The following is a 25,936-nucleotide window of genomic DNA, read 5'->3' on the forward strand; positions in this document are numbered from 1 at the left end:
TAAATTATCGTAAAACGATAATTTTTTATTGCTTATCTCAAGTTTAGTCTCTATCCTTGCCTCATCAACTTAAGAGGTAGCACATGTCTAATATCCAAAAGCAAAGTAAAAGAGCTCGTATACTATTTCAACTATTTTTCGTTTTAACGCCTATATTAGTTTGCTATTTTTGGCTAACCATAGATACGCCATATGCCTACTTAACGAACGCTGGAATAGTACAAACATCATATGATGATTTACATAATATTACTCAAGTGCCATTAACACTCACAACAAGACTCATAGCAACGTTAGTTAGCCTAATTTATTGCTCAATTATCATGTATGCTCTAACAAAGTTAATTAAACTCTTCCGTAATTATGAAAATAACAATATCTTTACCTTAGAAAATGCAACTATTTACCAGAAGCTTGGCTACAGCATATTTTATTGGGTCGGCGGCTCAATGATTTACCAAGCAATCATGACTCTCGTACTCAGTTTCAATAATCCACCAGGACAAAGAATGATTGCTTTTAGTTTTGTAGGTGTAGACTTTTTAACCCTTATTATGGGACTCGTTGTACTGATAATCTCATGGGTGATGAAAGAAGCTTATATTCTTGCGGATGAACAAAATTTAACTATTTAAGAGCCGACGATGACAATACGTATTAACTTAGATGTCATGATGGCTAAACGCAAAATGCGATTAAAAGCATTGGCTCAAGCTATGGAGATGACAGAGGCAAACTTATCTATTCTCAAAAATGGTAAAGCGAAGGCAGTACGCTTTTCAACCTTAGATAAGTTGTGTGAATTACTTGAATGCCAACCTGGTGATATTCTCGAATTTGAAGAAAATCACAACGATAATTAAATAAAATAAGTAGGTGTTATTTAACGCCTACTTATTATTTTTACTTCAAAACTTAATGACATGACTTAGTGTCTTGGTTTTACCCACACCGATTTAAAATCAAACCAACCTAATTGATTAGACGCCATCCCTTCCAATTCACCGTTACCATCAACACCTAACCACGCATGGAATAATGGTAATACTTGACCGGTATTGACCAATAAGTTCTGAATCTCTTCTAATGGAAATTCAGGTGTAATATTCATCCGCCAATTATCAATAAGAGTATCAAGTTGTTTAAATGCTTGAGACGGCATCGCTCGTTCAATTTGCTCAAAGTTATATAGCCACGGTAATATCGCATCGGCTCTATCACTCCCAAGGCTCATACCGTTTAACCAGAGATCTATTTTATCGGCTTGTTTACCTTGCATGATATCTTCAAAAGCAATTTCAATTACTTTTAGCGTAATACCATCTTTAGCTAATATTTCAGCTATCAATTCAGCCATATAAGGATAAATAGGATGTTCTTGTTGATAGGCCAGTGTCACAGAGCGTTTAGTCGTTGGTACAACAATATCGTGTGGATATTCCGTTGCGCAAATCCATCCTGGTAATAGACCATAAGCATTAATCATCTTAAAATTAGAGACTTTATTAAGATCTAAATGGCGCATAATACTCAAACTGTTTAAACGAGATTGAAAATAATCTAGCCAAACTTTTTGTTGAGCTAAACCTTTATTTCTATTTAATAATAAATAATTACAGCCTTGATCTAAACTTAACTTATTAGATACCGTTGCACTTTGTGTCTGCGCTAACTCTAGTGATGGCTTTAAATAACAAGCAGAAAAACCCGTTAATATCCAAATTTCCACCACGTCTGTTAATGCACGAAAACCAAAATACATATCAAATGCTTCAAGTTTTAAACGCTGCTTATCATTAATCGTGACTTTATAAGGCCCCGTACCAACCGGAAATGTGGTTGCATCAGAACGACGATGATTATCTGCAGGTTGAATCACCGCACTGATATTTGCTAATAGCGCAGGAAGGTGAAGATCATCGCGTTTTAAATACACATCTATCGTATTAGCAAAGGGCGAAATAACATCATCAATATGCTTAAACAACGCTTGTTGTTTCACTTTATTAAAGGTTTGAATAATATCATCGCTTTCAAGTAACCGCCCATCATGAAAACGAATCGCAGGGCGTATATGGAACCGCCAATGCCTTGTTGAGATCATTTCCCAAGCATGAGCAATATCCGGTTCGACTTCCCCTTTTTCCTCATTAAATTGAGTTAATCCGCTAAATATTTGTTTAACTAGATGTTGCTCTGAACGTCGAAGCGGCTTGAGAGGATTAAGATTACCGAAGCTACGGTAATAAGGTAGTCGCACAATTTGCCGACCATGAACATGCGAAATACCAAGCTGCTCATGGATCAATTGCACGAGCTTTTCAGCATTATTTTCTAAAACCGACAAGGCCATTTCTAACTTGCCGTCAGTCACTAATTTACGCGCTTGCATAAACTGTAACTCACTGTCAGTGCTATTAAATATTAAGCGTGATTGCTTTCCACGCCCAACGGCAGGCTGCCAATCGATCCAGCCTTTATCGACCATTTTGTTTATGACCATACGCACATTACGACGTGTACAAAATAAAACCTCAGAAATATCATGGAGGTTTGTCTCAGTATTCCTGCCTGAGAAATGGTTGTACAAACGTTGGAATTGTAATTTTAATCGTTGACCACTCATAAAGAGGAAACCTTATTCCCTGTATTGTTCTCTTTTAACTTCCTCATTTTAGCGTAAAAATACAACAGTCGATATGAAAACAAGTATTGCCTTACTTACAGTGTGATATCTACGTAAATATTGATAAGTCTACAAACCTATTTGTAGCTTAATGAACATTAACCTAAGCTCTTTCCCCCCAAAGAGTTTATTTATCCTGAGTGCTCATTAATTAAGTCCAACCTAATTCATGATGTTTAGGTTGGGCTTCCCCTATTCTTTCTTCCATTGTCATTAGATTGATAAATATTGTGTTTATGCTGGTGAATAAGTTAACTCAAATCAGAATACGATGAAGAAACTAAAACGCTATCAATATGAACAATATGCGATTTTATGTCACCTTGCTTATCCTGATGATTTTGATCATACCCAATATGGTTTTTTGCCTGAGGGTAGAGAAGAAATTATCGACCGCTGGGGACGCCCTATTATTCGTATTTTATGGGGCGAGAGTAAAGACGTCGTTTTGGTCTTTAAAGGTTCACAAAACATATGGGATTGGCTACTAAACCTTGCGTGTTTTCCCAAAAAGGTTGAATCACAACCTAAGCCATATCATGTTCATTGGGGGTATCATTATCTGATACATCAAAAAAGCATAAGACGTAACTATGCTTTTCATCAATGTCATCCAGATTTAAGTGACAGTCAAAAGCTAGATGTCTTTCAAGCATCACATTTAACCTCGTACAGTACTCAATCCCATTACAACGAAATCATCAAGCAAATCCAAGCGGTTATAAAACCTCTAATTGCATCAGGTAAGCATATTACCCTAACAGGGCACTCATCTGGCGGTGCAATGGCAGTACTCAGTGCTGACTACTTATACCAATACTACCCAAAAGCAATAAAGCGTGTGGTCACTTTCGGACAGCCAGCTACAGGTTTTTGGAGTTTTAAAAAGCATTATCCACTTCACCAACAAACCTATCGCATCTGTTGTGATCTTGATATTGTCACCTTTCTACCCGCCATTCCTTTTATGCATTGGCACGTTGGGCAAATGCTTTGGTTACACAACGGTAAAATTTACCGAAATATTCCCACCATAATACGATTATCACGATCAATAATTAGTTGGATCATGCGCCCTTTTAGCTATCACTTCATGCAAAAATATATTCGTAATAAAGACTTTTTTGATAAGCACTAGCAAACAAGTTTCCCCCCCCTCTAAATAATTCCTAAAAGGCAAATAGGACGCATAACAAGAAACCTTAGTCGCATATATTGTTGAGGTTTCATTAGCCTGAGAACTATATCGCAATTATGCATAACTGAACAAACAGAAATTAACACTTCAGTAACAAACCTAGTAGAACGATATTGCTTCAATTATTCATATAATTAATAAGGAAAGGTAATGAAACTCTCTACATCTACAATAACAACACTGTTGGCTCTAGTATCTATCCCTTCTGTCGCCGCTACTTGCCCACAATATGATCCACAACAGCAATATATTAATGGCGATGAAATACAAAAAGACGGAGCGTTCTATCGAGCACAAAATACGCCACAGAAAGGAACGAATGTTAACAGTTCATGGTTTTGGGAAAATATTTCTGAATGTCAATATGGATTAAATACCAAACGTACAGAACGCCCTCACGATTTTGAAAGCAGCGTAACTGCCAATCGCTTTTTATCTGGCAATGGCTTAACCAACTATACTGAAATCACTCAAGATTCTATTTATGTCACTAATAAGATGGAAGGCGGACAAAGTGAAACAATGGTGAACTCAACTGAGTTAACTATCAAACACGATCCAGTTTCTTTCGCCAACTACGAAACTAAACTCAAAGCGAGCGGCTTACAATTTCAAGAACGTGTTTATGGTCAAGAGAGCCTAACCACACTTAATGCTGGCGGTTTAACAACCCCTCTGATTGAAGCAGACAAACTTATAATTAATGGCGCAAGCGTATTGGATTATATCCAATCACTTGAGCTTCGTATTTCAACTTTAGAAGAGCAGTTAGCACAATAAAACATACATAATCATTAGCGGAAATGATAATCCGCTAATGATTGAAAATAAGCGCGTCTATTAACTTACAGTGTAACTTGAAACCAACTTACTGAATAAACTGATAAATACGACGCGCTAAATATTTTGCAGTAGCAATATCATTAGCATAGGGCTTTCCCCCCTCTGATGTTGCAACAACGCCCGTCTGACACCCTAACCGATTAACGCCCAATGAACTGTAATTTGAAGTCTTATCTATCCCAACCCAAATCATGCCATGTTGTGATGCTAGTATTTGAAAATATCGAAGCGTTTCAGTTTGATCGCCATTAGGTGATCCGCCAGAGGTGATCCCTGCCGCTATCTTTCCAGCTAATTTCTGATCGCACCATATATCACTTGTCGCATCTGCAAAAGCTTTGAACTGCGCCGATACCGATCCCATATAAGTTGGCGAGGCAAAAATAATCGCTTGGCAACACTGTAGCTTTGCCATTAAATCGTGATTAACAAATCGTCCTTCAACAATCTCAGATCCTGTAATTTTATGTGTAATCATCTCCACGGGTTCTAGTTCAAGCTCATGACAACACGCATCAACTAACGCACCCGTAACATCTGTTTGTGAAAAATAAACAATAGCAATCGCTTTCATGAAATTTCCTTATTAACTCAGTAAACCTCAACGCAGGATAAAACCTCACGTTAACCTGAGGTCAATCATTAATGACATTTCCTTAAAGCAATACATATGAATAATCATATATGTCATAATCGCAGTGTATAACTGTTTGGAAATGGAAAATACAATAAGGAAATACCGTATGACACATCCAACATGGGAATTACCAATAAGTAAGAACTCGGCAGGATTGGTACTTACCCCTTGTCCGGGAACAAAAGGTACATCGCTAGATAAAAGTATTGAGCAATTAAAAACGCAAGGCGTCACTGTTGTTGTCACCGCGTTAAGTATGAAGGAAATGAAAGCAAAGAATGTAGATGCTTTACCACTGGTTGTTCAGCAAGTCGGACTTCAATGGTTCAATATCCCAATAGAAGATGATTGCGCTCCAGATGCAAGCTTTCAGCCGCATTGGGATGCTATTTCCCCAGCACTACACCAAGCATTAGATAACGGTGAAAAAGTCGCACTGCATTGTATGGGAGGTTCTGGACGAACAGGCTTACTTGCCGCTCACCTATTATTAGAAAAAAACTGGCAATTAGAAGACATCATTAACCAAGTTCAAGCATTAAGACCCAACGCATTTACTAAAAAAGTGCAAGCAGAATATATTCACCATATTGTTAAAAAGTAAATGTATAACATGTATCCACACAATAGATTTGTGGATACATGTTCATAACAAATTTAATCACCGTTAGCCTACCTATTTTCAAAACAGGTCAATTTTACCTTATATTGTAAGCTCCTTTGATAAGATCCCACCACTGTCTATCACAGAATACATTTACAGCCTTGAGCTGCAATTATTTTAAATGTCTGACATATAAAATATTACCAATAAGATTATTACAAGAAGGAATAACTTCTGATCCAGATCATAGGCAATGCACAACCTTTTAAATACCATAAGAGCATAATTTGATAACTGTTGAGCTTTTATGGAACACGCGAAACAATCATCGTCTATAGCCAGTCCTACAGAGCCGCTATTAGCGATTAAACTTATCCCTTCTGTTGTTATCATTCTCTTAAGTATTATCGCTTGGCAATTCACTCCTCCCTCGGGTTTATCCTTACCCGCTTACCACACCGCAATTATCTTTATTGCAACGATTGCTGCGATTGTCGCTAATGTTTTACCAACAGGTGCTGTCGCTATTATTTCAGTATCCGTTTATGCCGTATTGCACGCAGGAGGGGAAACCAGCGCCAAAGCGGCAATTATGGCAGCCACCAGCAATTTTAATAACGTCTTGATCTGGCTTATTGTGATCGCCTTTATGATTGCAAGAGCCTTCGCCAAAACAGGGTTAGGTCGCCGAATTGCTTTAGTCTTATTACGTTATTTTGGTCAATCCTCACTGCGTATTGCTTATTGTTTAGGTGTAGCTGATTTCCTTATTGCGCCTGCAACGCCTAGTAATACCGCGCGTTCCGCCATTGTTTCTCCTATTGCCGATTCTCTCGCGAAAACCATTAATAAAGACGACAGCAAGCTTGGCAAGTATTTGATCTCATCGGTCAGTGCAATGAACGATGCATCAGCTGTGGGTTTTCAAACAGGGTTTGCAGGTAACTTAGCATTAGTCGGTATTGCAGCGTCTGTTGCAAATATCAATATGACTTTTACCCATTGGGCAATGTACTTATTAATTCCTGCATTAGTGTTATTAATCACCATCCCTTTTATTCTTTATAAGTTTATTAATCCAGAAACCAAGCAAACCCCAGAAGCACCTGAGTTTGCCCGTGCTGAATTAAAGAAAATGGGGAAAGTGACACAAGCAGAATGGAAACTGATCGCCGTCTTTATCGCCTTAATCATAATGTGGGTTGGCGGTAAAGCATTAAGCCTTCACTCAACTACTGCAGCATTTATTGGTTTATCTGCACTATTAGTGCTTGGCGTTTTAAATTGGAATGACGTTAAAGCAGAAAGAGGCGCATGGGATACCTTGATCTGGTTCGCGGTATTAATGGGCATGGCAAGCCAATTAAAAACCTTAGGCTTTACTGGTTGGGTGGGACATGGCGTCTCAGACATGATCAGTAGCAGCATGGGCAATGCAGGTCCAACCCTTATTTTGCTTGTAATGATGGGCTTTTACTTATTAACGGCTTACTTTTTTGCATCGGGTACAGCGAAAGTCGTGGCACTCGGGCCTGTTATTATCGGCTCATTAATGGTCTTAGGTGTTAACCCATTAATCGCCATTTTAGCGGTTGCTGGTATTACTAACATTGGCTGTAACTTAACGACTTATAGTCACGCCCGTAATCCACTTTTGATGGGCTACCAATACCACAACGATAAAGAATGGATGAAGATCGGACTGGTCATTTCCATTGGTGGTGCCATTATCTTTATGACCACAGGCTTAATTTGGTGGTCGGTACTGGGTTTGATGTAATTGAACTATTACCGATAACCGACTACTAATAAGTAACAATACAAAGATGGCTACCCACATGGTAGCCATTTTTTTCATTATAATTTGGTCTATAGCCAGATTTTTAATAAGCCATATAGCTTATATAACGTTACAGCTTTCAAACTAGCGAAAAGGAATACATTGTGAGATCGATATTATTAGCAACATTACTCTTGTTTTCTCTCCCGTCATGGAGTGCTAGTTACTGTCTAAAAACAACCTTAGGTGACTATGTATGCCCGCCACCTTTTGGTCATATTTACGCAGATAAACTCGGCAACCCATTATGTGGTAAAGGGCAATGCATCAAAGACCGACAAGATAACTACCAGTGCTCCAAACAAGATGGTGGCTTTGCGATAAAAAACGACCTTGGTGATATATTATGTACCGGAGGCTGCGAACCCGCATCAGAAAAGAATTGCCAAATACCTAAACCTTAACGCTATTCTCTCCAAAGAGAATTGCCAAATACCTAAACCTTAACGCTATTCTCTCCAAAGAGAATTGATAACGGAATAGATACAAAAGTGGCTACCGCTTTTTCAAGTCGGTAGCCATTTTATTAGCGATCTTTGTTGCTAGAACAATTTAAGCAGATGCAAGTTTATTCGCACGTGCTTTACGCTTTAACAAACGGAATTCATGTTTTGCTAAATGGCTATCCATTGAAGAACGTAGCAACTTGTAAAGTAAGATAGAACCGTCAATTTCTTCTTTACGGTTAGTTAAGCTTTCAATGTTTAAACCTAGTGGTAAGTCATACTCTACTACCGCATCTAAGATCTGATTTAAGCTGTTACAACACATCTTAATCGACTCATGCAGTGGGTTTTCCGCATTTAGAATACGTAGGCTTGTTGCTTCTGGAACGCTCACCCCTAACCACTCAATAAACTCTAGTGTTTTCGCACTGCCACAAGGTGAGAAAGTTAAGATAATACGCTGCGGTTTCAAACCTTGCTCTTTACACTCAATCGCGTAACGCGTCAGAATATCAATCGTCGCTTGAGTATCGTAAATCGCTTGAGAAATAAAGAAGTTACAACCTTGCTTATACTTTTCAATCAAACGTTCATGCTCATTACCTTTCTTTGCATGACGCTCTGCAATCATTATACCGCCAGTAAAGAAGTCATTACGGTTTTCAGCCAGCGTTTGATATGCCGTTGATAATGGCAGTGAAACATCATTTTTCGCCGATGGACTACCCACTAATACCATGTCACGTACACGGTATTCATCCCACGCTTCATTTAGCCACTCATCAAACGCTTCAGTTTCCGACTGCACCACACTCTTATAAGTGATCACAGGACGGTCGGTTTTCTTATTCAATAGTGATGAGTAATGACGAGGATCATGAGTCGATTTAAAAGGGAACGGACGCGGCTTATTGGTACGTGATGCTTCATCTTGAATATCGTAAACAATCAAACCATCAATCGCGAGATCACGAATACGATCAACTAACCGATCAGCGATACCTTCAACATCTTCAATCGGCGTACTGGTTTTTGGTGGTGTTGTACCAATAAAATAAACACCGCGTGTAATGTCGTTATAACGGACACGCAGTTCAGATTCAGGGGTGGGTTGAAATTGATCCGACATAAATGCTCACTTCCATGTTGTCACAGTGCGTTACCTCATCGATAGCACCTGCTTAATTTTTATAAAACCGTAGCAATGTCTTTTGCCACGGTTTATCTCATCCTTGTGTGTTGCCTTACCTTTACGTTCACTTTTAAGGTGAAAATTTATGTTATTTATCAAATTAGCAACACAATATATGCTTTAGTTTTACCTAAACCCAATAGATAAATCAAAGAAAAGTCACTGTTTTTAACTTACTGGGTTAAATTAGCGACATTCTTTGTCAATCCATGAAAGGTAATCACCAAAACCATTTGTGATCGGTAATTGAATGATCTCAGGGGTTTCATAATCATGAAGCGCAACAATCGTGGCTTTAACCTCTTCAAACAGTGATGTTTTGGTTTTAATAAGCACCTGCTGCTCTTGATCGCAATTCACTTCACCTTGCCAGTGATAATAAGACTGAATAGGCATCACCTGTACACACGCCGCTAAACGCTGGCTAATCAGTTCATTGATAATAGTTTTCCCTACCTTGGGATCTGAAAACGTTGTTAAAACAACACAATATTGACCAGTCATGCTTATTTCACCCTTATTAATATTTTCATCTTAATGGCTCAAATTATTCAGAATAAGAATTTACAAGCAAAGTCCCATTCTTTACATCAATGACAGAAGCATCATATAGCACTGACACAACGCTTACATTCGCCCCCTATTATCGCGCCGTTTCTACCCTACAGAGAAACTATCTTTATATTCGTTAAGGAACTCGAATAGTGAGCAAATTTAAAATTCTGTCATTAAGCCTAGCTGTCTCTATCGCCCTTGTTGGCTGTAATGATGATCACCACCACCATGATGACAACAATAAAGTTATTGATGGACAAACACTAACCCACACCCCAGAAGTCGTGAGTAAAGGTGATCAGCAAGTAAACAAACAAACTATCACATTAGCCGCAACCTCTGACTTACACGGTCGCCTTCGCGGCTATGACTACGCCATTGATGCTGAAGACAAACACGCAGGTTTAACCCGTATTGCTACTATCTTAGAGCAACAACGCCTTTTAGATCCTAACCTTATTCTGTTAGATATTGGTGATACGGTACAAGGCAACTCAGCACAGCTATTTAATGATATGGAAACGCATCCAATGATTGACGCGTTACAATATCTTAATTACGACTTATGGGTGCCAGGTAACCACGAATTTAACTTTGATCGTTCATTCCTTGACCGTAACTTAGAAAACTTTGATGGCGCAGTAATTTCTAGCAACATCAAATGGGAATCAAATAACGCAAACTATCTGCGTGGCTTCCAAATTTTTAACGTTAACGGCTGTAAAGTAGCGGTTATTGGCTTAACCCCTTCTTATGTACCTAACTGGGAAGCGTCAGCACCAGAGCATTTCAAGGGCTTGAAGTTTGAAGACGAGCTAAATGCAACACGTGCTGTGGTTGACGATGTTATTGCTCGCCACCAACCGGATATTATTGTCGGTGCGCTGCACTTAGGTCGAACCGATCAAGGTGTTGGTGTATACAATATTGCCGCAGAGCTAGCTGATAAGTTTGATGTGATCATGGCAGGACACGAACACGCAACATACATTGAAACCGTGAAAAAAGGCGATCCTAACGGTAACGACATTAGTGTGAAGAGTGGTCTAGTTGAAGACAAAGCAAAATCAGGTAAATACGACGACAGTAATCGCCAAGGATCAGTAAAAATCATTGAACCGGGTAAATGGGGTTCAGACTTAGCGATGGCGAAAATTGACGTTAAAAAAGATGCGTCAGGTAAATGGAAAATCGTTGATACCACCCTTTCTAATCTTGATACCAAAGAAATCGCAGAAAATCAGAACATGGTTGATGAATACCAAGATATTCATACCCGTTCTGTAAATGATGCTATAGAAACTTTGGGGAAAGTAGACGGTGACTTTGTTAGCGATGGCGGTGCTGATGAAGCAACAAACGAAGACTACTTTGTTGATGACTTAGGTACGCGTCTATACAGCACTATTCACAAAGCAAAAGTACAAGACAGCGCACTGATTGACTTAATTCAGTTCATCGAGCGTGAAAAGTCAGGGGCGACAATTTCTGCTGCAGCGTTATTTAGCGACACGTCTAACCTTCGTGATGGCCAAAACTACCAGCGTAAAGACTCCGCAAACCTGTACAAATACGATAACGCACTCATTGGCGTAAACATCACAGGTGCCCACCTGAAAGAGTACATGGAGTGGTCATACAACTACTTCAATACTTACAAAGAAGGTGATTTAACCGTTTCATTTAACCCAGAGGTTCAAGCGTATAACTACGACTTATTCGATGGTGCTATTGAATACACCGTCGATCTTACAAAACCTGCTGGTGAACGTGTTGACATCACCCTTGTTGACGGTAAAGCGTTTGATCCAAATGCGACATACAAACTAGCACTGAACTCATACCGCTTTGGTACTCAAGGGGTAACTAACGGTTGGTTCACGAAAGATGATGTGTTCTACGATTCAAGTGATGCAAACGTGCCTGCAATTCGAGATATGATCACCGCTTACGTAACAGAGCATAACGGTATTAGCATCAACGATGAGCACCTAAATACCACAAATAACTGGCATATTTTGCAGTTAACACCGAACGGTGAAATCACAAAGAACCGTGCTAATAGCGATATCTGGAAGCAGTTTACTAATAAACAACTGTGTATTCACATCAACCCAGATAACGTGAAATACCCTAGCATTAGTAAAGCGTTAAACATGTACGATAAAAACACTTATTTCCCAAACATAGCTGCTGAGAAAGCTGATGCGACGCCAGAAGAACTTAATCTTGGCTGTAGCTGGACTATTGATCCAAATAACAATGGCTAATCGTTTTAGCTTTTAACACCCAAGCGGTAGACATTCTCTACCGCTTTTTTCTCTGACTATCTCTGTAGGCCACATGTTTCAAAAATACGTTTTCCCTATCATTATTTTCGCACTCTCAACAGCCATTTTTCTTTACTCCCCTTTGTTAAGCCAATCTTTCCATCCAAATAAAACACAATCTCAGCATTTCGTTTCTGCAAAAGTAGAAAACATCATAGATGAAAATGTATTTGAAGATGATTTAGCGCCTGGGATTTATCGCGGTACACAGCACCTAAAAATAAAAGTACTTGAAGGTGAACATACCAATGAAACCGTTGAACTTAATAACCCCTTGAGCCGCCAACATAACGTGTTATTAGATAAAGGATCAGAATTCATATTGATGATCCGCGAAACCATTCACGGTAGCCATTTTTGGGCATTTAACCACCAGCGTACCACTCCCATCTATACCATGGCAGTTGTCTTTATTGGGCTGATTTTATTCTTTGGTGGACGCGCAGGCTTAAACGCTGTGATTTCACTGTATTTCACCGCAGCACTGATCATCGGCGTATTAATTCCAGCCATATTTGACGGAATAAACCCAGCCTTAGTCACTATCGAATTAATGGCAATAAAAATAGTCGTTAATTTCATACTAGTTTCTGGTTATAACAAGAAAAGTCTGTGTGCGATATTAGGCACCTTAGTTGGGGTTATCATGGCAGGTATTTTTGCTCAAACCTTTGGCGAATGGGCACACCTATCAGGTATTTACTTAGATAAAGGTGAGGATGTCATTTACCTTGCCACAGAAAATCCTATTCAAGTGCGTTGGCTGATGTTTGTCACCATTATGATTGCCGCGCTGGGCGCCGTGATGGACGTTGCCATTTCTATTGCTTCATCGTATCAAGAGCTACAACAAGCCAACCCCAAACTCTCTCCCAAACAATTGATGCTTGCCAGCATGAACATAGGTAAAGACATCATGGGTACCATGACAAACACATTAATATTAGCGTTTGCTGGTAGCTCACTCACCACCATTATGATGGTCTGGGGGCTTTCAATGCCTGTTGAACAGTTTATGAATACCCCAGTGATCGCGTTAAGCATTATTCACGGTTTAGCAGGCAGTATCGGTATTGTACTTACCATTCCATTTACTGCCTTTATTGCCAGTAAGATCTTTGATCATCAAAGTAATGAAGAGCCAGCAATCAATGCTAACCGTTAGCAATGCTTTAGATAAGTAAAAAATTCAGAGTCTTTTTCATAATGATTTTTTTCATATAAGTTCTGCGCTTTTAAGTTATCGGCAGCAGTACTTAGCATAATGAAAGAGGCCTGAGTTTCTTTCGCTAACTGATCAGCGCGATCAAGCAGCAACAAATCGTCTGGCGTAAAACGTGATTTAAATGAAAAGGCATAAGGCGTTTCACCATGTTCGCGTAAATGATCAAGTCGCGACACCGCGTGTTGTGGCGTGGGGATCTCACCATCTTCAATCCACCATAAAACATAATTAGCTTCAGTTAAGCGATAGAACCATTCACTTTTACGGCGCATAAAGTCTTTATGATGCGTGCGGAACATAAAGTTTTTAAGATCATCCACCGAGTCCCAAATCGACATATTAACGATGATAGAAGGATCATCAAATAACTGAATATTCGTCGCATCACCGGATTCATCTTTTAAACGCCACACAAAGCCATCACTGTTTTCAGCAATTGCATTCACCTTATCTAAGTTATCAACAAACTCTTTAATTTCAGGTGCATCTAATGGGTATTTTGCCTTTGCGATATTGAGTTGTGCCAGCTTCATGTTTTATTCCCCACGTTGTTACCATCAGCGTAAGATATCGTCACTAAACCGCTTCTTCCATATCAACACTGGTATGTAACTGCCCCACCGCTTTCAACCAACGCTTAATGTGTGGGTAGCCACGTAAATCATAACCGCCGTCATCAGCAACATGGGTATAAGCATATAACGCAAAATCCGCTATCGTGACATTGTCACCTACCAAGAAGTTTGATTTCGACAATTGCTGCTCCATCACATCGAGGGCTTTATACCCTTTTGCATGTAACGCTTCATACTGTTCAACTCTGTCTGCTGGCATACCCAAATAGACTTGAATGTAACGTGCTACCGCAATATAAGGTTCATGCGAATACTGCTCAAAGAACAACCATTGATAGACTTTAGCTTTTAGAAAATGGTCTTGGGGTAAATACTCAGAGCCTTCTGCGAAATAGCTCAAAATCGCATTCGACTCAAACAGCACCCGACCATCATCAAACACCACAACAGGGATTTTTCCATTAGGGTTCAGCGCTAAAAATTCAGGCGTATGAGTTTCGTTCTCCAAAATATTAATGTGCTGCCACTGATGCTCAATCCCTAGCAGTGACAAAATCAATTTCACTTTCAAACAATTTCCCGACTGTAAATCGCCATACACAACCATAACCACTCCTTGTATTGTCTGGATTCATATTAAAAGCACTTTCCTGCCCTCACTGATAAAGTTAACTGTAATCAGCAAAACACCATTCGACTATCGTAAAATACGAATACCAACTATCAATAATATTGAAGTATTTATCGCTTGTTATAAAAGTAATTTAACGCTATGTTTTTATTGCTAAATAGAGGGAGATCATATGGATATTGATGCATTAAGAAGCTTTTTAGCTTTCGTAGAAACAGGCAGTTTCACCCGCGTAGCAAAGCAAAGTTTTCGGTCTCAATCTGCGATTAGCATGCAGATGAAAAAGCTCGAAGATGAGCTCAATACCCAGCTATTTACTAAAGATGGTCGAATGCTGGTATTAACAGAAGATGGGCAACGCTTAGCAACTCATGCCACCCAAATCATCGCAACCCACGATGAAGCCTTGTTAGAGCTTAAAAACAAGTTACCGCAACAAACCATCCACCTTGGTTGTCCTGATGATTATGCTGAATCTATCTTGCCCTATATTGTGGCTTTACTCCGTGAAGAACACCCACACATTAGCTTGCAAATTACCTGTGCGCCAAGCGTACATTTAAAAGGTTTACTCGACAGTAATCGACTTGATATCGCTATTGTTACGCGTTCGCCAACCTCGCAAGAAGGCTATTTTCTCCAAACCGACAAAGGCATATGGGTTGGCTCGCCACAGCACGACATTGTTAATCAGCAACCACTACCGATTGTATTATTCCAACGCGACTGTAAATTCCACGGTGCAGCCATTGAAGGCTTAATAAAACGTAACCGACATTATCAACTTGTCAGTTGTTGTAGCAGCGCAACGGCCAACAAAGGCATAGTAAGGCAAGGCTTGGCAATTTCTGCGATGGCGAAATGCAGCATGCCGAAGGATTTAATTGAGCTTACCGCCCCTCACCTGCCTAGCTTACCCGTAGTTGATATTGTGTTATCACTACCGAGTAAGCCACACCTCTTACTTTCACCTGAAAGTATCAACCGCATGATTGATCGTTACCAGTGTGAACAATTTATGACAGAAAAGTGCTAAACACTGAGTGCCTATTAAATGAGAAACGATTATCTTTAATTGAATAACAGTATTACTTTCAAGACAATCAAATCAAAAAGCTTTAGCTAATCTCAAAAGTACGATTACTTAGATACTGACTTTTTTGTTGGGATCTTTCATACATAAACAATAGGAATATGCTATGAAAAAATGGAGTCTTTTAGCTTTGACATCGGCTTTATTGCTGGGGTGTGGTTCAAATGATGCTGAAGATGCGATTGTAGAAACCGTTGGGCTAAATATCGATAGCTTATCGAGCCAACAAAAACAAAATTATGCCCAGATCTCAACCGATATTAATACACTCGTACTTTATATTGCTGGGCAGTGCTTTACCGCCGAGCAAGCAAAAAATCCAGACATGGATATCACAGGTTTTACCTGTAACATCGCCGATCATAAAAATGCAGCAAGCCAAGTGCCGTTTTCTAGTATTTCATTGACCAGTGGTGAATTAGATATTAACCGCACCAGTGTAGATACCTTCAAAATTCAAACTAAAGAAAATGTTAAATTTCATGCTGCCAGCATCAGCGACGGCACATTAAATTATCGCCTTGTTGATGATAACTCAATTACCTTTACTGAAGATGAAACCACCGAAGTACAAACCGTTACCTTCAGAGGCTTCTTCCGTGACGATAAAACCATAGATGTTACCTATTGGACGGCAGAATCATTAAATACCACGCCATTTAACTATAATGAAGATACCAATAATCTACACAGCTGGTTGGCAAACGGTACAGCGAAAATTACAGGGAAAGATGATAAAACTTTCAACTGGAAAACAACTGCCAATGGTGAGGTCGAGTTACCGCTAACAGAATAATATTGAGCGGCTAAGCCGAAGACTCAAACGCCCTCTTTGAAACAAAAACTAGTCTATAAATGAAAGCGTTGTCATCACTGATATGGCAGCGCTTTTTCTTTGGCGCAATCCTCTAAGGCGGACTAATAACAAACAGATAATCAACCAAACTAATGACTCCGTCATTATAATAATGCAAACTATTATCATTACCGTTATTTGAGATGGATTTTTACCTAATGAATATTGCAATTTGGGGTGCTTCAAGTGGTTTAGGCGCTGCAATGGTAGACTACTTTTATGCTCAAGGTATAAATGTTATCGCCATTGCACGTAACCCTAATAAAAATACCAAGCTTACCGAGCACAACATCACGTCTATTTGTTGTGACGCAACAGATAAACAACAAGTTGAAGCGGCTGTTTCTGCCCTACCCGACAACACATTTAATATCTCGACAATGGGCAGTTTTCGCTCTGATACACCCGTCGATTATATTGGTCACCGCTACTTAACAAATGCATTAGAACAAAGCACTTCACAACACTTATTGTTAATTACTTCACTGGGTTGTGGTGATAGTTGGCAATACCTTTCAGACCGTGCAAAAGCAGGCTTTGGCAGCGCAGTACGTGAAAAATCACTCGCTGAAGCTTGGCTACAAAGCAGCAATTTGAATTACACGATTCTTCGACCTGGCGGACTAAAAGATGGTGAGCCAACCCAGCAAGGCGAGCTATCACAACATAAAGAAGTGCACGGCGCGATTACTCGGGGAGAAGTTGCACGATTAAGCCATGAATTACTGTTAAAAAGTAACGCTAATGGTCAGATTTTCCAGTGTGTTGATCCGAATGTCGCCCCTTACTAATCATCAAATTATTGGCAATTAATAACCAGAACGGATAGATAAAAAAGCCCGATTTAAATTATTCATCGAGCTTTTTTATAACTTGATGGAAAGACGTTTCAACCCTTTTCATGCTTCCACTACCAACCCTCATTTAACTCTTTCGTACGCAGAGTAGTCTCTTGAATCATACAATCACTTGAATCCTCTAACCCACCAGAGCCGCTTTCGCTATGATAAAGCATGCCACATTTAGCATCTGTGTATTTAATCCATAATCGTTGGGTATTTCTTAGATCTTCTTTACGAAAATCTTGAATTCTAGCCATATACTGCTTATAAGCCTTATTTAGTAATTCATCCCTTGTCTGCAATTCCTCATTCATACATCTAACTACGGATTGTGTTGAAGATCCCCAAGTATCAATGCATTGATCAAACTCTTTACTGTAATCGGCAAACGCAGTGTTAAAGAAGGCTGGCGACAGGAAAACCACAACCATTGGGTAATAAAACCGTTTTTTCATCGTACTTCCTTGTTCATTTCCATCACTAACCACAATCTTAACTAACTGAATATTAGATAGTAAATGGATTTATTCTTAAAACATTACAGGCTACATGTCAGGCGTGAATAATATTTAGCCAACAAACCAAAAGACTAAAGCCCTGGAATGCAGGTTTTCATTATTCACAGTTAAAATAAGCATGCATAGTAATAATCAATCACTAAAGCTCAATTACAAGAGATTAATCACAATAACAAATATCGTTAAAGCAAAAGATTACAAATCGGGATACTTTTCACGGTTTATATACCCAGCAAAAATAGAATAAAAATTTCTTCTATGACAATAAACAGCAATAAACTCTGGATATATAAATGAAAAGTCACCTACTTGCCCTAGCCCTTAGTGGCGCATTAGCACTTACTGCTGCGCCATATTCTTTTGCTGCTAACGACGCAACGGTTCAATCTTCTACCGATTACTCGCAATTCGTTACTAAGCGTCAAGTTGTCGATCAACTATTAAATGATGCAGTAACAGCGTTTAAATCTCCGGCTCGTGTTTCTCATGCTGGCTTTACCGCCAAAATGCCAAGCAATATGGAAATCGTAACCAACCGATTACTTGAAGCCTACCAATTAGAGCCATACCGTACCGACTTACTGATTTCTGCTGCTAATGCACAGATCTACAACAAGAATGCAGACCGAGCCATTTCACTTTTCCAACAAGCTCTTTCGGTTGCACCTGATGATATCGATTTACATGCCTACCTTGCTGTTTGGCAGCGTTTCAAAGGCAACCAAGCTGAATCTGACAAACACATGGCAACACTAGCCAAATTAAACCCTGGTAAAGCGGCTGATATTGAGCGTATTTTCACAACTGTTGATCGCATTGTAGCAACACCACTGAAAGAGAAAGCAGCGAAAGGCAAGTTAGACGACAAAGGCGCAATCATCACCTTAGGTTATGCACTAAACCCTGATGGTTCGATGCATCCCATCTTAGTAGAACGTCTTGAAACGACCCTTGCTATGGCAAAAGCCAACCCTGATGCGTTAATCGTATTAACAGGTGGTGTGCCAATGAACCATAAAACCGAAGGTAAGCTAATGGCAGATTGGCTTATTGAAAAAGGCATTAGTAAAGATCGTATTATTGAAGAGAACTACGCCACCAGCACCGTGGATAATGCCCTATTCAGTAGCTATGCGTTAGCACGTCATCATATAAAACATGCCACGATTATTAGCTCGGCAAGCCATGTTCGCCGTGGTCAAACCCTGTTTGAGATCGCAAGTTGGCAGACTGGCCCACAAAGCATCACTTTTGATACGGTAAGTTACCCAGACAAACCACTAAAAGAGTTAGTAACACCGAACGATGGTGAATTGTTAGGTATTTACCGTGATGCATTACGTACTTACGGCATGTGGAGTTACCGTTCATATCCGTTGGAGTCACGTTAAGGTTTAAAACCCACTTCATTTGAATAGAAAAGATAATAAAAAAGCGATGCCGTAGAGATACAGCATCGCTTTTATTTAAACCTTATACCTTACCTCGCTTTCTGCGTTTCAAGGCGGTATAAATCAGACTCACCAATGCCAATAATTGAAATAGCCAAAACAGAGGAATAAAACCAAACGATTCAATTAACACGCCATTGTCATCAACATAAGAACCTTTATAAGCGTATATAGCGAGACAACCCCATCCGATAAGGCTCAAAAGGATAGTGACTCTGTATCTACTTATTAACGTCATCTGAAGCTACCTTTAATATTCACTCAAGCGAAACCCACTGTGGATTGTGCATACCTTATCTAATCTACTTTAAAAAGTACGCTAACTCAGCCTCGAAAGAATCGTTGTGTGAGACACAGTCCATGGAGATAGCTAACTCGTTTTTAGACAAAAGAGTTAGAGATGGATGACTTATTTATATCAAAAAATGTGATATTAGCATTAGATGAAGGGAAGTAACTTAACCATATGATTAAAAAGGTTTTTAATGACATGCAAAGCTAAATAATTTATTATTAACTTCCACTATTAGTTAAAAGCCTATTAAATATGGATGATGTAAACTTAGCTTTCTTAAAATTAAAAAATCATATCTATTATGATAGTTCAAATCTTAAACTCAGAGAGGAAATTGCTTCTTTTGAACAGTCAGCTGAGTTTAAAGATAAACTTTCACTCCTAACTAAAAATATAAATAAATTTGATATTAATTCTGATTATTGGAATGAACTATTTAATGGAATATCAAGCTTTAGTTTTTTAAAAAAAATAAGCTTAGATAAAATTAACAACTATGGTGTTATTTCAAATACAACAGAATCAAAAAATATTAAAACAGAAACTAATGAATTCATTAGAATGCCTATTGAGCTTCATATTTGCTCAATGATATGGTCTATAAAGGTCGGTTATACTTTAGAAAAAAAATGCATATAAAACCATATGCGAATAGAATAAATTTAAAATGTAAATTTAATGATGACACTAAGCCTGATGAAGATGGATCTTTTTATATTCCTTACTTCAATCAATACCAGAAATGGAGGGATAACTCTATTTCTGAAGCAAAGAAATTACTTTCAAACAATAAAGATGTATTGATTTTCTCTCTTGACATTAAAAATTATTATAATTCAGCAAGAATTAATTTATCCAATCTTAACTCGGATATAGGTTTTAGTGATCTTAAGTATGAACCAATCAGAAAAATTTTCATTGAAATACATAAAAAATATACATCTCACTTAAATAAAAAGTTAGATTTAAATATTGAAGATGGTATTTCAATTATTCCTATTGGTCTTGTATCTTCTGGTATATTATCAAACTTTTATCTAAACGAGTTAGATAAAGACATTGATCTTAAACTAAATCCAGATTTTTATGCTAGGTATGTTGATGATATAATGATTGTTAAATCATGCCATAAAAAATAACAATTAGATGAAGTGATAAATAAATATTTAATTAATAATAGTATTTTTAAAAAAGAAGAAGATGAGTTAATTTCTTGCAATTCTAAATATAGTGAAATAAGGATTAAAAATGAAAAGATGAAGATATTACATTTTTCATCTAATAAATCAACAGCTCTTTTAGATAAATTTGTTTCAGATCTGAAAAAAAACAGTAGCGAATATAGACTACTACCTGATTCTGATAATATGGACAATAATTTTTACTCATCAGCATTTTATTTCGATTATCTTGGTGATAAAAGTAAAATAAGAAACATTAGTGATATTAGAGAAGATAAGTTTGGAATATCTAAATTTTTAGCAAAACAAATATTTTTATCATTACAAACTGATATTCATAATAACTCTAATAATATAAATGAACTTGTATCATTTTTCACTTCAGAAAGTTCAATAGAACTTTTTTCCTTATGGGAAAAATTATATACATTTATTGTTGTAGATGGTAATAGTATTTCAAAAATTCCTTATTTAACTAAAGGTATTATATTTAACATAAATAAAATGATTAAATGTGATAATATTATTGATAGTATTAATTTAATTGCTGAATGTAAAAATTATTTGCTTATTTCAATTGCAATGGCTATTTCTTTAAAGCCATCAATATTACTAGATAAAATTATTGTCAATAACTTATGTTCTTGCTTTAATAATTCTAATACTGAGTTTGAATTAAGAAGAATAGTAAATTCTATTAGATTTTCAAATCTATGTAGACATAATTACATATTACAACCATTGTTAAATTATAAAAGATTACCAGATTATCATGATCTGGAGGGCTATCATGATTTAGTTTCTTCTCCTCATAAGAATCAAAAACTTGAAGATTTAGATAGTCACTTATGTTTGTTTACACCAAGGTATATTAAATTCCACGAAGTACTATTAAAAAATATAATTAATAATGTTTATTCTAATGAAAAAAGCAGAAAGAATGACATATTAAAACATTCATTTAATGAATATGAGAGCATCAATAAATTATCAGGCTTGCCATTGCCATTTAATGTTATTGATAATAATGAGTCTAATATTCTTAGAACAGTTGATTTATCGAAATCAACAACAAATAAGACGAAAATAAATATTGGAATTGTTAATATATCAACACCAGAAAAAACATTTAAACACTCTTATTTAAGAAATCCAGTTTTAGATAAATATAGAGTGAAAAAGATAAATAACATTTTAAATCAAGCAGAAATTGAAAAGGTTGATTTGTTAATTCTTCCTGAGGTTAGCATTCCAATATCATTATTAAAAACAATATCTAACTTCTCATTAAAGAATAAAATAGGTATTATTTTTGGATTGGAACATATCATTTCAGATGATTATGCTTACAACTATATTGTTACATTACTTCCAGTAGAGAATGATGGCGTTGATTCATTAATTGTTGATTTAAGGCTTAAAAATTATTACTCTCCATCAGAGATTAGCATGTTAAATGGATATGGATATAAAATACCAGTTGAAAGACAACCATTTTATAATATTTTTAAATGGAGAGGCTGTAGATTTTCTATCTTTAATTGTTTTGAATTAAGTAATATAGAGCATAGAGCAAAATTAAAATCGAAAATAGATCTATTAATTGCATCTGAATACAATAAAGATATTGGTTATTTTTCAAATATAATTGAATCATCCTCTAGAGATCTCCACTGTTATGTAGCTCAAGTTAATGATTCAAAATATGGCGATAGTAGAATATGCCAACCAACATCATCAAACAATAAAGATATAGTAAAAGTAAAAGGTGGAGATAACTCTGTTATTATTTCATCTGAAATAGATCTTAGCTCATTAAGAGAGTTTCAAATAAAAGAATATTCATATCAAATCCTTAATAAGGAATATAAGCCAACACCACCAGACTTCAATAAAAGTAGTATAATGGATCTATTATGAATCAATATTTAGATAATATTTTAATTTCCTCTGGGATTTTTACAGTGGCTTTTTCAACTATTGCATTTATTGGGAGTGTTGTATTTAAGTCAGTTATTAGCTATCTTAATAAGATAGCCACATCTAATCATAAAAAAGATATTGATTTAGAGATTGAAAAATATAAAAGTGAACTTTCAATTTCAGTTGAAAAATATAAGTCAGTTCTAAGTTTAGAAGTTGATAATATTAAGTCAAAAGAGTTAGAAATTGGTCGGTGGTGTAATATAATGCTTTCCTCCTCTAATGGTCTCTATGGAAGAATTTGTGATATAAAAAAAAAGAAAGAATTTGAAGTTGGATTGGAGTTTGATGAATATTATAATTTATCAACAAAATATTATATTTCTAGATTTCTAGCTTTTAATGAGATTTTTAGAAGAACAAGAGATTCAATTATTTTCTCACCTGTTAAAGATGAAATGGAAATATATGAACTACTTAAAAATATATCTATTTCATTTAGAAATGATAATTTTAATGGGAATATAATAAGATCTCTTGAGCAGATGTATATTGCTGAATCTATGTTTAGCAAACCAGATGACAACTATTTTTGTATTGGATATAAGGAGTTTATATCTAATAATGATATAGTAAATTACGAACCATTATCTGATTTTGTTGAATATCTTCTTAATGAAGATAGCGTTGATCGAATTGATGATATAGTTAAAAACATAAATGCTCTTAGAACAGCTTTCTTAGAAATTTTAAATCGCCAATCCAACCTATAAATCAATATATAAAAACACTCTTAAATATCTAGGAGTGTTTTTATTGATTATAAATAACATGAACACCAGTAAAAAATTAGTAAATTATAGATTTTTAATTGAATAGCCCACATAATGATTAATATATAGATTAACCATTACATTAAAATATCTTTAAATAGTATTTTTAGACTAATGTATGGCAATCACATTTGTTCTTAACACACTTAGGACAAATGTTGGTTAGTCGAATAATTAACCCATCGTGATCACCGACTTGCTTAAAAAACCAATAACAGGTAGAAATACGCACAGCGATTTTCATCTTACATAGGTTGTTTACAGCATGATCGATACACCTGAAAAAGAACGCACTGCGTCTAGTTCACCATCCTCTTCACCATTAACAACATCTTCTAAAGCCGAGCAATATGCCGAGTTGGTGCATAGCCGTCGTTCGGTACGTAAATATGATGCAGACAGTGCTTTTGATCATGAAGCAGTAACCCGTGCACTTAACCTCGCAACCTTGTCCCCTAACAGTTCGAACATGCAATTGTGGCAATTTCATCGTGTCGTCAGTGATGATAAACGCGAGCAACTGGAAAAACTGTGTATGGGGCAAAATGCGGCAAAAACGGCACGCGAGTTAATTGTTATCACCACTACGCCTTATAAGTGGAAACAACGTGCAAAAATGAATGCCGCACAAATTCGTGATGCCTTTAATGGCCGTGAAGATGCTACGTCTAAACGCGCTGTTAAATACTATGAAAAGTTAATCCCGTTTTTATACCGTAACGATCGCTTTGGCATCATGGGCGCTATTCGTAAGGTGATTGTGGCGTATTTAGGGCGTAAAAAGCCGATGGTACGTGAAGTAAGTAAGGCGGATTTACGTGTGTGTTTACATAAAAGCACATCCCTTGCGGCAATGACTTTTATGACGGCAATGCGCGCGGAAGGTTACGATACCTGCCCAATGGAAGGTTTTGATTCTAAGCGCGTTAAACAACTGCTTGGTTTAAATCCTAAAGATGAAATCACTATGATTATTGGTTGTGGCCCTCGCGCTGAAGATGGCATTTATGGCGACCGCCATCGTGTAGACAACAGCGAAGTGATTATTAAGCACTGATCCCTTGCCTAGCAATATGGCGGAACGAATGAGTCTTCCGCCATTTATCCCCACCTTTTGCTCTTCCTCATCGCAATAATTACTTGCTATACACCACAAAGAATCACGCCTACCGGTAAGGGCATACATTTAGGCGATGTCTTATCTGGGGTTAAGCTACAAGCTGACAGAAATAAGCAAGGTATGAGTAGTAATGATTTCACTATTAATGACCGCTTTTTGTTATTCAATCCGCAAGTAGCCAAGGTACAGAAAACACAGGCATCAACAGCATTTTTATTTAAACGGCGTGAGATCGATACCTTCTATTTCACACACGGCTTTAATGCTTGGGTTATCACAAAGGTTCGTTAGGTACTTTGCAAGATATGGAAATGTCAGTGGTGATTGTTTTATTGGTAACGACCACTCTGCCAACATAAACAAGAAATAATCACAGGCGGTTAGGCTGTCACCAAGCAAATATGTATTGTGTTTAAGTTGGTTATTAATAATCGAGAGTGCATCGGCAATTCTGTCATCTTGCGCGGCAACAACATTCGCAATCGTCGCGGCATCATTGGTATGACGATGTGGGTAATAACGTACCATTAACTCAGCTTGTAAGGTGTTATTTAGAAAGGCTAACCACTGATAAAACATCGGGCGTAAAGGATTGCCGATTGCTGGCATTAACCCTGACTGTGGATGGAGTTCGCAAAGATGAATACAAATAGCAGAGCTTTCAAAAATAGCTTGATCCCCTATCACCAATGTCGGTATGCGCCCTGCTGGATTGAGTTTCAGGTAATCGGCTGACTTCTGAACGTTAGACTTTTTATCCACCAGCAATAATTGGTAATCCGCCTTTACATGGTGAAGTAGAAAATGTGGCGCTAAACTCGCGTTATTGGGGTAATAGTAAAGCTTGAACAATCTTGGCTCCTTGCCTGTAAAACAGATGAATTATTCGTTTTAAAAATCACACATCTATCTTACTAAATAATGCATGAATTTAATGAAACGATCGTTTTATAACCCGTTGTAACCCGTGAGATAAGTCGCATTTCTACATATCTGTCATAAACATAAAAGATTGATTGCATAGCATTAAAGGGCACTTATCGATTAAAAGGAGATTGGATA

At 37.3% G+C, this 25,936-nt stretch carries 26 protein-coding genes and 1 pseudogene; 18 read left to right on the forward strand and 9 right to left on the reverse strand.

The window, feature by feature from the left end; all coding sequences use genetic code 11:
- The first annotated feature begins 83 nt into the window (after window positions 1-83).
- Both I3259_RS01100 and I3259_RS01105 read left to right on the forward strand, forming a co-directional pair.
- On the forward strand, window positions 84-635 hold the full coding sequence (locus I3259_RS01100) for a DUF2975 domain-containing protein (RefSeq protein WP_238027924.1): 552 nt from the start codon (window positions 84-86) through the stop codon (window positions 633-635).
- 9 nt (window positions 636-644) lie between these two features.
- Window positions 645-863, forward strand: a complete 219-nt coding sequence (locus tag I3259_RS01105) for a helix-turn-helix transcriptional regulator (protein WP_005364730.1) — start codon at window positions 645-647, stop codon at window positions 861-863.
- Between the two features lie 65 nt (window positions 864-928).
- Here the strand turns inward: I3259_RS01105 and I3259_RS01110 are convergent, their stop codons facing one another.
- Complete coding sequence (locus tag I3259_RS01110) at window positions 929-2,626, reverse strand: SgrR family transcriptional regulator (RefSeq protein WP_238027925.1); 1,698 nt, start codon at window positions 2,624-2,626, stop codon at window positions 929-931.
- Window positions 2,627-2,957: 331 nt separating this feature from the next.
- Between I3259_RS01110 and I3259_RS01115 the strand changes: the two genes are divergently transcribed.
- Together I3259_RS01115 and I3259_RS01120 are read left to right on the forward strand one after the other, a co-directional pair.
- Window positions 2,958-3,824: a lipase gene (locus I3259_RS01115; RefSeq protein ID WP_238027926.1), complete on the forward strand. Its 867-nt coding sequence runs from the start codon at window positions 2,958-2,960 to the stop codon at window positions 3,822-3,824.
- Window positions 3,825-4,034: 210 nt separating this feature from the next.
- On the forward strand, window positions 4,035-4,664 hold the full coding sequence (locus I3259_RS01120; RefSeq protein ID WP_238027927.1) for a hypothetical protein: 630 nt from the start codon (window positions 4,035-4,037) through the stop codon (window positions 4,662-4,664).
- 88 nt (window positions 4,665-4,752) lie between these two features.
- Here I3259_RS01120 and I3259_RS01125 read toward each other — a convergent pair whose 3' ends face one another.
- Window positions 4,753-5,301, reverse strand: a complete 549-nt coding sequence (locus tag I3259_RS01125) for a flavodoxin family protein (protein ID WP_238027928.1) — start codon at window positions 5,299-5,301, stop codon at window positions 4,753-4,755.
- A gap of 169 nt (window positions 5,302-5,470) precedes the next feature.
- Between I3259_RS01125 and I3259_RS01130 the strand changes: the two genes are divergently transcribed.
- The 3 genes from I3259_RS01130 (at window position 5,471) to I3259_RS01140 (ending at window position 8,212) form a co-directional block, all read left to right on the forward strand.
- Window positions 5,471-5,968: a cyclin-dependent kinase inhibitor 3 family protein gene (locus I3259_RS01130; protein WP_238027929.1), complete on the forward strand. Its 498-nt coding sequence runs from the start codon at window positions 5,471-5,473 to the stop codon at window positions 5,966-5,968.
- Window positions 5,969-6,275: 307 nt separating this feature from the next.
- Entirely contained in the window at window positions 6,276-7,748 is a 1,473-nt protein-coding gene (locus I3259_RS01135; RefSeq protein ID WP_238027930.1) for a DASS family sodium-coupled anion symporter, read from the forward strand.
- 164 nt (window positions 7,749-7,912) lie between these two features.
- On the forward strand, window positions 7,913-8,212 hold the full coding sequence (locus I3259_RS01140; protein ID WP_105062438.1) for a hypothetical protein: 300 nt from the start codon (window positions 7,913-7,915) through the stop codon (window positions 8,210-8,212).
- Window positions 8,213-8,360: 148 nt separating this feature from the next.
- On the opposite strand, the gene I3259_RS01145 is transcribed toward I3259_RS01140, so the two are convergent.
- Both I3259_RS01145 and cutA read right to left on the reverse strand, forming a co-directional pair.
- Entirely contained in the window at window positions 8,361-9,383 is a 1,023-nt protein-coding gene (locus I3259_RS01145) for a methylenetetrahydrofolate reductase (protein WP_238027931.1), read from the reverse strand.
- A 249-nt stretch (window positions 9,384-9,632) separates the two neighbouring features.
- Entirely contained in the window at window positions 9,633-9,950 is a 318-nt protein-coding gene (gene cutA, locus I3259_RS01150; protein WP_238027932.1) for a divalent-cation tolerance protein CutA, read from the reverse strand.
- 200 nt (window positions 9,951-10,150) lie between these two features.
- Between cutA and I3259_RS01155 the strand changes: the two genes are divergently transcribed.
- Both I3259_RS01155 and I3259_RS01160 read left to right on the forward strand, forming a co-directional pair.
- Window positions 10,151-12,271, forward strand: a complete 2,121-nt coding sequence (locus tag I3259_RS01155) for a 5'-nucleotidase C-terminal domain-containing protein (RefSeq protein ID WP_238027933.1) — start codon at window positions 10,151-10,153, stop codon at window positions 12,269-12,271.
- Window positions 12,272-12,344: 73 nt separating this feature from the next.
- On the forward strand, window positions 12,345-13,496 hold the full coding sequence (locus I3259_RS01160; RefSeq protein ID WP_238027934.1) for a YibE/F family protein: 1,152 nt from the start codon (window positions 12,345-12,347) through the stop codon (window positions 13,494-13,496).
- A gap of 164 nt (window positions 13,497-13,660) precedes the next feature.
- Here the strand turns inward: I3259_RS01160 and I3259_RS01165 are convergent.
- Both I3259_RS01165 and I3259_RS01170 read right to left on the reverse strand, forming a co-directional pair.
- Window positions 13,661-14,089: pseudogene (locus I3259_RS01165) on the reverse strand (DUF3291 domain-containing protein); the annotation flags it as partial.
- Between the two features lie 43 nt (window positions 14,090-14,132).
- A complete protein-coding gene (locus I3259_RS01170) occupies window positions 14,133-14,738 on the reverse strand; it encodes a glutathione S-transferase family protein (protein WP_238027935.1) in 606 nt (201 codons plus the stop codon).
- A 196-nt stretch (window positions 14,739-14,934) separates the two neighbouring features.
- On the opposite strand from I3259_RS01170, the gene I3259_RS01175 reads away from it, so the two are divergent.
- The 3 genes from I3259_RS01175 (at window position 14,935) to I3259_RS01185 (ending at window position 17,502) form a co-directional block, all read left to right on the forward strand.
- Window positions 14,935-15,798 (forward strand): LysR family transcriptional regulator, encoded by an 864-nt coding sequence (locus I3259_RS01175; RefSeq protein ID WP_238027936.1) that lies wholly within the window; start codon window positions 14,935-14,937, stop codon window positions 15,796-15,798.
- Between the two features lie 163 nt (window positions 15,799-15,961).
- Window positions 15,962-16,651 carry a hypothetical protein gene (locus I3259_RS01180; RefSeq protein ID WP_238027937.1) on the forward strand — a complete coding sequence of 230 codons (690 nt, stop codon included), beginning with the start codon at window positions 15,962-15,964 and terminating at the stop codon, window positions 16,649-16,651.
- Window positions 16,652-16,869: 218 nt separating this feature from the next.
- Window positions 16,870-17,502, forward strand: coding sequence for an SDR family NAD(P)-dependent oxidoreductase (locus tag I3259_RS01185; RefSeq protein ID WP_238027938.1), 633 nt, complete (start codon window positions 16,870-16,872; stop codon window positions 17,500-17,502).
- Between the two features lie 119 nt (window positions 17,503-17,621).
- Here the strand turns inward: I3259_RS01185 and I3259_RS01190 are convergent, their stop codons facing one another.
- On the reverse strand, window positions 17,622-18,008 hold the full coding sequence (locus tag I3259_RS01190) for a lysozyme inhibitor LprI family protein (RefSeq protein WP_238027939.1): 387 nt from the start codon (window positions 18,006-18,008) through the stop codon (window positions 17,622-17,624).
- A 356-nt stretch (window positions 18,009-18,364) separates the two neighbouring features.
- Between I3259_RS01190 and I3259_RS01195 the strand changes: the two genes are divergently transcribed.
- Window positions 18,365-19,462, forward strand: coding sequence for a YdcF family protein (locus tag I3259_RS01195; protein WP_238027940.1), 1,098 nt, complete (start codon window positions 18,365-18,367; stop codon window positions 19,460-19,462).
- An 82-nt stretch (window positions 19,463-19,544) separates the two neighbouring features.
- Here the strand turns inward: I3259_RS01195 and I3259_RS01200 are convergent, their stop codons facing one another.
- Window positions 19,545-19,760 carry a DUF3955 domain-containing protein gene (locus I3259_RS01200; protein ID WP_238027941.1) on the reverse strand — a complete coding sequence of 72 codons (216 nt, stop codon included), beginning with the start codon at window positions 19,758-19,760 and terminating at the stop codon, window positions 19,545-19,547.
- Between the two features lie 309 nt (window positions 19,761-20,069).
- Between I3259_RS01200 and I3259_RS01205 the strand changes: the two genes are divergently transcribed.
- The 5 genes from I3259_RS01205 to I3259_RS01225 all read left to right on the forward strand — a co-directional run bounded on the left by I3259_RS01205 (window position 20,070) and on the right by I3259_RS01225 (window position 24,811).
- The gene (locus I3259_RS01205) at window positions 20,070-20,456 is read left to right on the forward strand and encodes a hypothetical protein (RefSeq protein ID WP_238027942.1); all 387 of its coding nucleotides are present in this window, start codon (window positions 20,070-20,072) and stop codon (window positions 20,454-20,456) included.
- The gene (locus I3259_RS01210) at window positions 20,447-20,956 is read left to right on the forward strand and encodes an RNA-directed DNA polymerase (RefSeq protein WP_238027943.1); all 510 of its coding nucleotides are present in this window, start codon (window positions 20,447-20,449) and stop codon (window positions 20,954-20,956) included. The genes I3259_RS01205 and I3259_RS01210 overlap by 10 nt, the downstream gene beginning before the upstream one ends.
- Before the next feature lie 12 nt (window positions 20,957-20,968).
- Complete coding sequence (locus tag I3259_RS01215) at window positions 20,969-22,918, forward strand: hypothetical protein (RefSeq protein ID WP_238027944.1); 1,950 nt, start codon at window positions 20,969-20,971, stop codon at window positions 22,916-22,918.
- Window positions 22,915-23,694 carry a hypothetical protein gene (locus tag I3259_RS01220; RefSeq protein ID WP_238027945.1) on the forward strand — a complete coding sequence of 260 codons (780 nt, stop codon included), beginning with the start codon at window positions 22,915-22,917 and terminating at the stop codon, window positions 23,692-23,694. The genes I3259_RS01215 and I3259_RS01220 overlap by 4 nt, the downstream gene beginning before the upstream one ends.
- Before the next feature lie 325 nt (window positions 23,695-24,019).
- Window positions 24,020-24,811 (forward strand): nitroreductase family protein, encoded by a 792-nt coding sequence (locus I3259_RS01225; RefSeq protein ID WP_238027946.1) that lies wholly within the window; start codon window positions 24,020-24,022, stop codon window positions 24,809-24,811.
- A gap of 276 nt (window positions 24,812-25,087) precedes the next feature.
- Here I3259_RS01225 and I3259_RS01230 read toward each other — a convergent pair whose 3' ends face one another.
- Window positions 25,088-25,726, reverse strand: coding sequence for a glutathione S-transferase family protein (locus I3259_RS01230; protein ID WP_238027947.1), 639 nt, complete (start codon window positions 25,724-25,726; stop codon window positions 25,088-25,090).
- Window positions 25,727-25,936: the final 210 nt, after the last annotated feature.

The organism is Photobacterium sp. Ph5 (genome assembly GCF_022129445.1).
GTDB lineage: Bacteria > Pseudomonadota > Gammaproteobacteria > Enterobacterales > Vibrionaceae > Photobacterium.

Bases quoted from the DNA above. Each gene is read 5' to 3' on its own strand.
- I3259_RS01100 (WP_238027924.1), top strand. From the start codon at position 84: ATGTCTAATATCCAAAAGCAAAGTAAAAGAGCTCGTATACTATTTCAA.
- I3259_RS01105 (WP_005364730.1), top strand. From the start codon at position 645: ATGACAATACGTATTAACTTAGATGTCATGATGGCTAAACGCAAAATG.
- I3259_RS01110 (WP_238027925.1), bottom strand. From the start codon at position 2,626: ATGAGTGGTCAACGATTAAAATTACAATTCCAACGTTTGTACAACCAT.
- I3259_RS01115 (WP_238027926.1), top strand. From the start codon at position 2,958: ATGAAGAAACTAAAACGCTATCAATATGAACAATATGCGATTTTATGT.
- I3259_RS01120 (WP_238027927.1), top strand. From the start codon at position 4,035: ATGAAACTCTCTACATCTACAATAACAACACTGTTGGCTCTAGTATCT.
- I3259_RS01125 (WP_238027928.1), bottom strand. From the start codon at position 5,301: ATGAAAGCGATTGCTATTGTTTATTTTTCACAAACAGATGTTACGGGT.
- I3259_RS01130 (WP_238027929.1), top strand. From the start codon at position 5,471: ATGACACATCCAACATGGGAATTACCAATAAGTAAGAACTCGGCAGGA.
- I3259_RS01135 (WP_238027930.1), top strand. From the start codon at position 6,276: ATGGAACACGCGAAACAATCATCGTCTATAGCCAGTCCTACAGAGCCG.
- I3259_RS01145 (WP_238027931.1), bottom strand. From the start codon at position 9,383: ATGTCGGATCAATTTCAACCCACCCCTGAATCTGAACTGCGTGTCCGT.
- cutA (WP_238027932.1), bottom strand. From the start codon at position 9,950: ATGACTGGTCAATATTGTGTTGTTTTAACAACGTTTTCAGATCCCAAG.
- I3259_RS01160 (WP_238027934.1), top strand. From the start codon at position 12,345: ATGTTTCAAAAATACGTTTTCCCTATCATTATTTTCGCACTCTCAACA.
- I3259_RS01170 (WP_238027935.1), bottom strand. From the start codon at position 14,738: ATGGTTGTGTATGGCGATTTACAGTCGGGAAATTGTTTGAAAGTGAAA.
- I3259_RS01175 (WP_238027936.1), top strand. From the start codon at position 14,935: ATGGATATTGATGCATTAAGAAGCTTTTTAGCTTTCGTAGAAACAGGC.
- I3259_RS01180 (WP_238027937.1), top strand. From the start codon at position 15,962: ATGAAAAAATGGAGTCTTTTAGCTTTGACATCGGCTTTATTGCTGGGG.
- I3259_RS01185 (WP_238027938.1), top strand. From the start codon at position 16,870: ATGAATATTGCAATTTGGGGTGCTTCAAGTGGTTTAGGCGCTGCAATG.
- I3259_RS01190 (WP_238027939.1), bottom strand. From the start codon at position 18,008: ATGAAAAAACGGTTTTATTACCCAATGGTTGTGGTTTTCCTGTCGCCA.
- I3259_RS01195 (WP_238027940.1), top strand. From the start codon at position 18,365: ATGAAAAGTCACCTACTTGCCCTAGCCCTTAGTGGCGCATTAGCACTT.
- I3259_RS01200 (WP_238027941.1), bottom strand. From the start codon at position 19,760: ATGACGTTAATAAGTAGATACAGAGTCACTATCCTTTTGAGCCTTATC.
- I3259_RS01205 (WP_238027942.1), top strand. From the start codon at position 20,070: ATGGATGATGTAAACTTAGCTTTCTTAAAATTAAAAAATCATATCTAT.
- I3259_RS01210 (WP_238027943.1), top strand. From the start codon at position 20,447: ATGCATATAAAACCATATGCGAATAGAATAAATTTAAAATGTAAATTT.
- I3259_RS01220 (WP_238027945.1), top strand. From the start codon at position 22,915: ATGAATCAATATTTAGATAATATTTTAATTTCCTCTGGGATTTTTACA.
- I3259_RS01225 (WP_238027946.1), top strand. From the start codon at position 24,020: ATGATCGATACACCTGAAAAAGAACGCACTGCGTCTAGTTCACCATCC.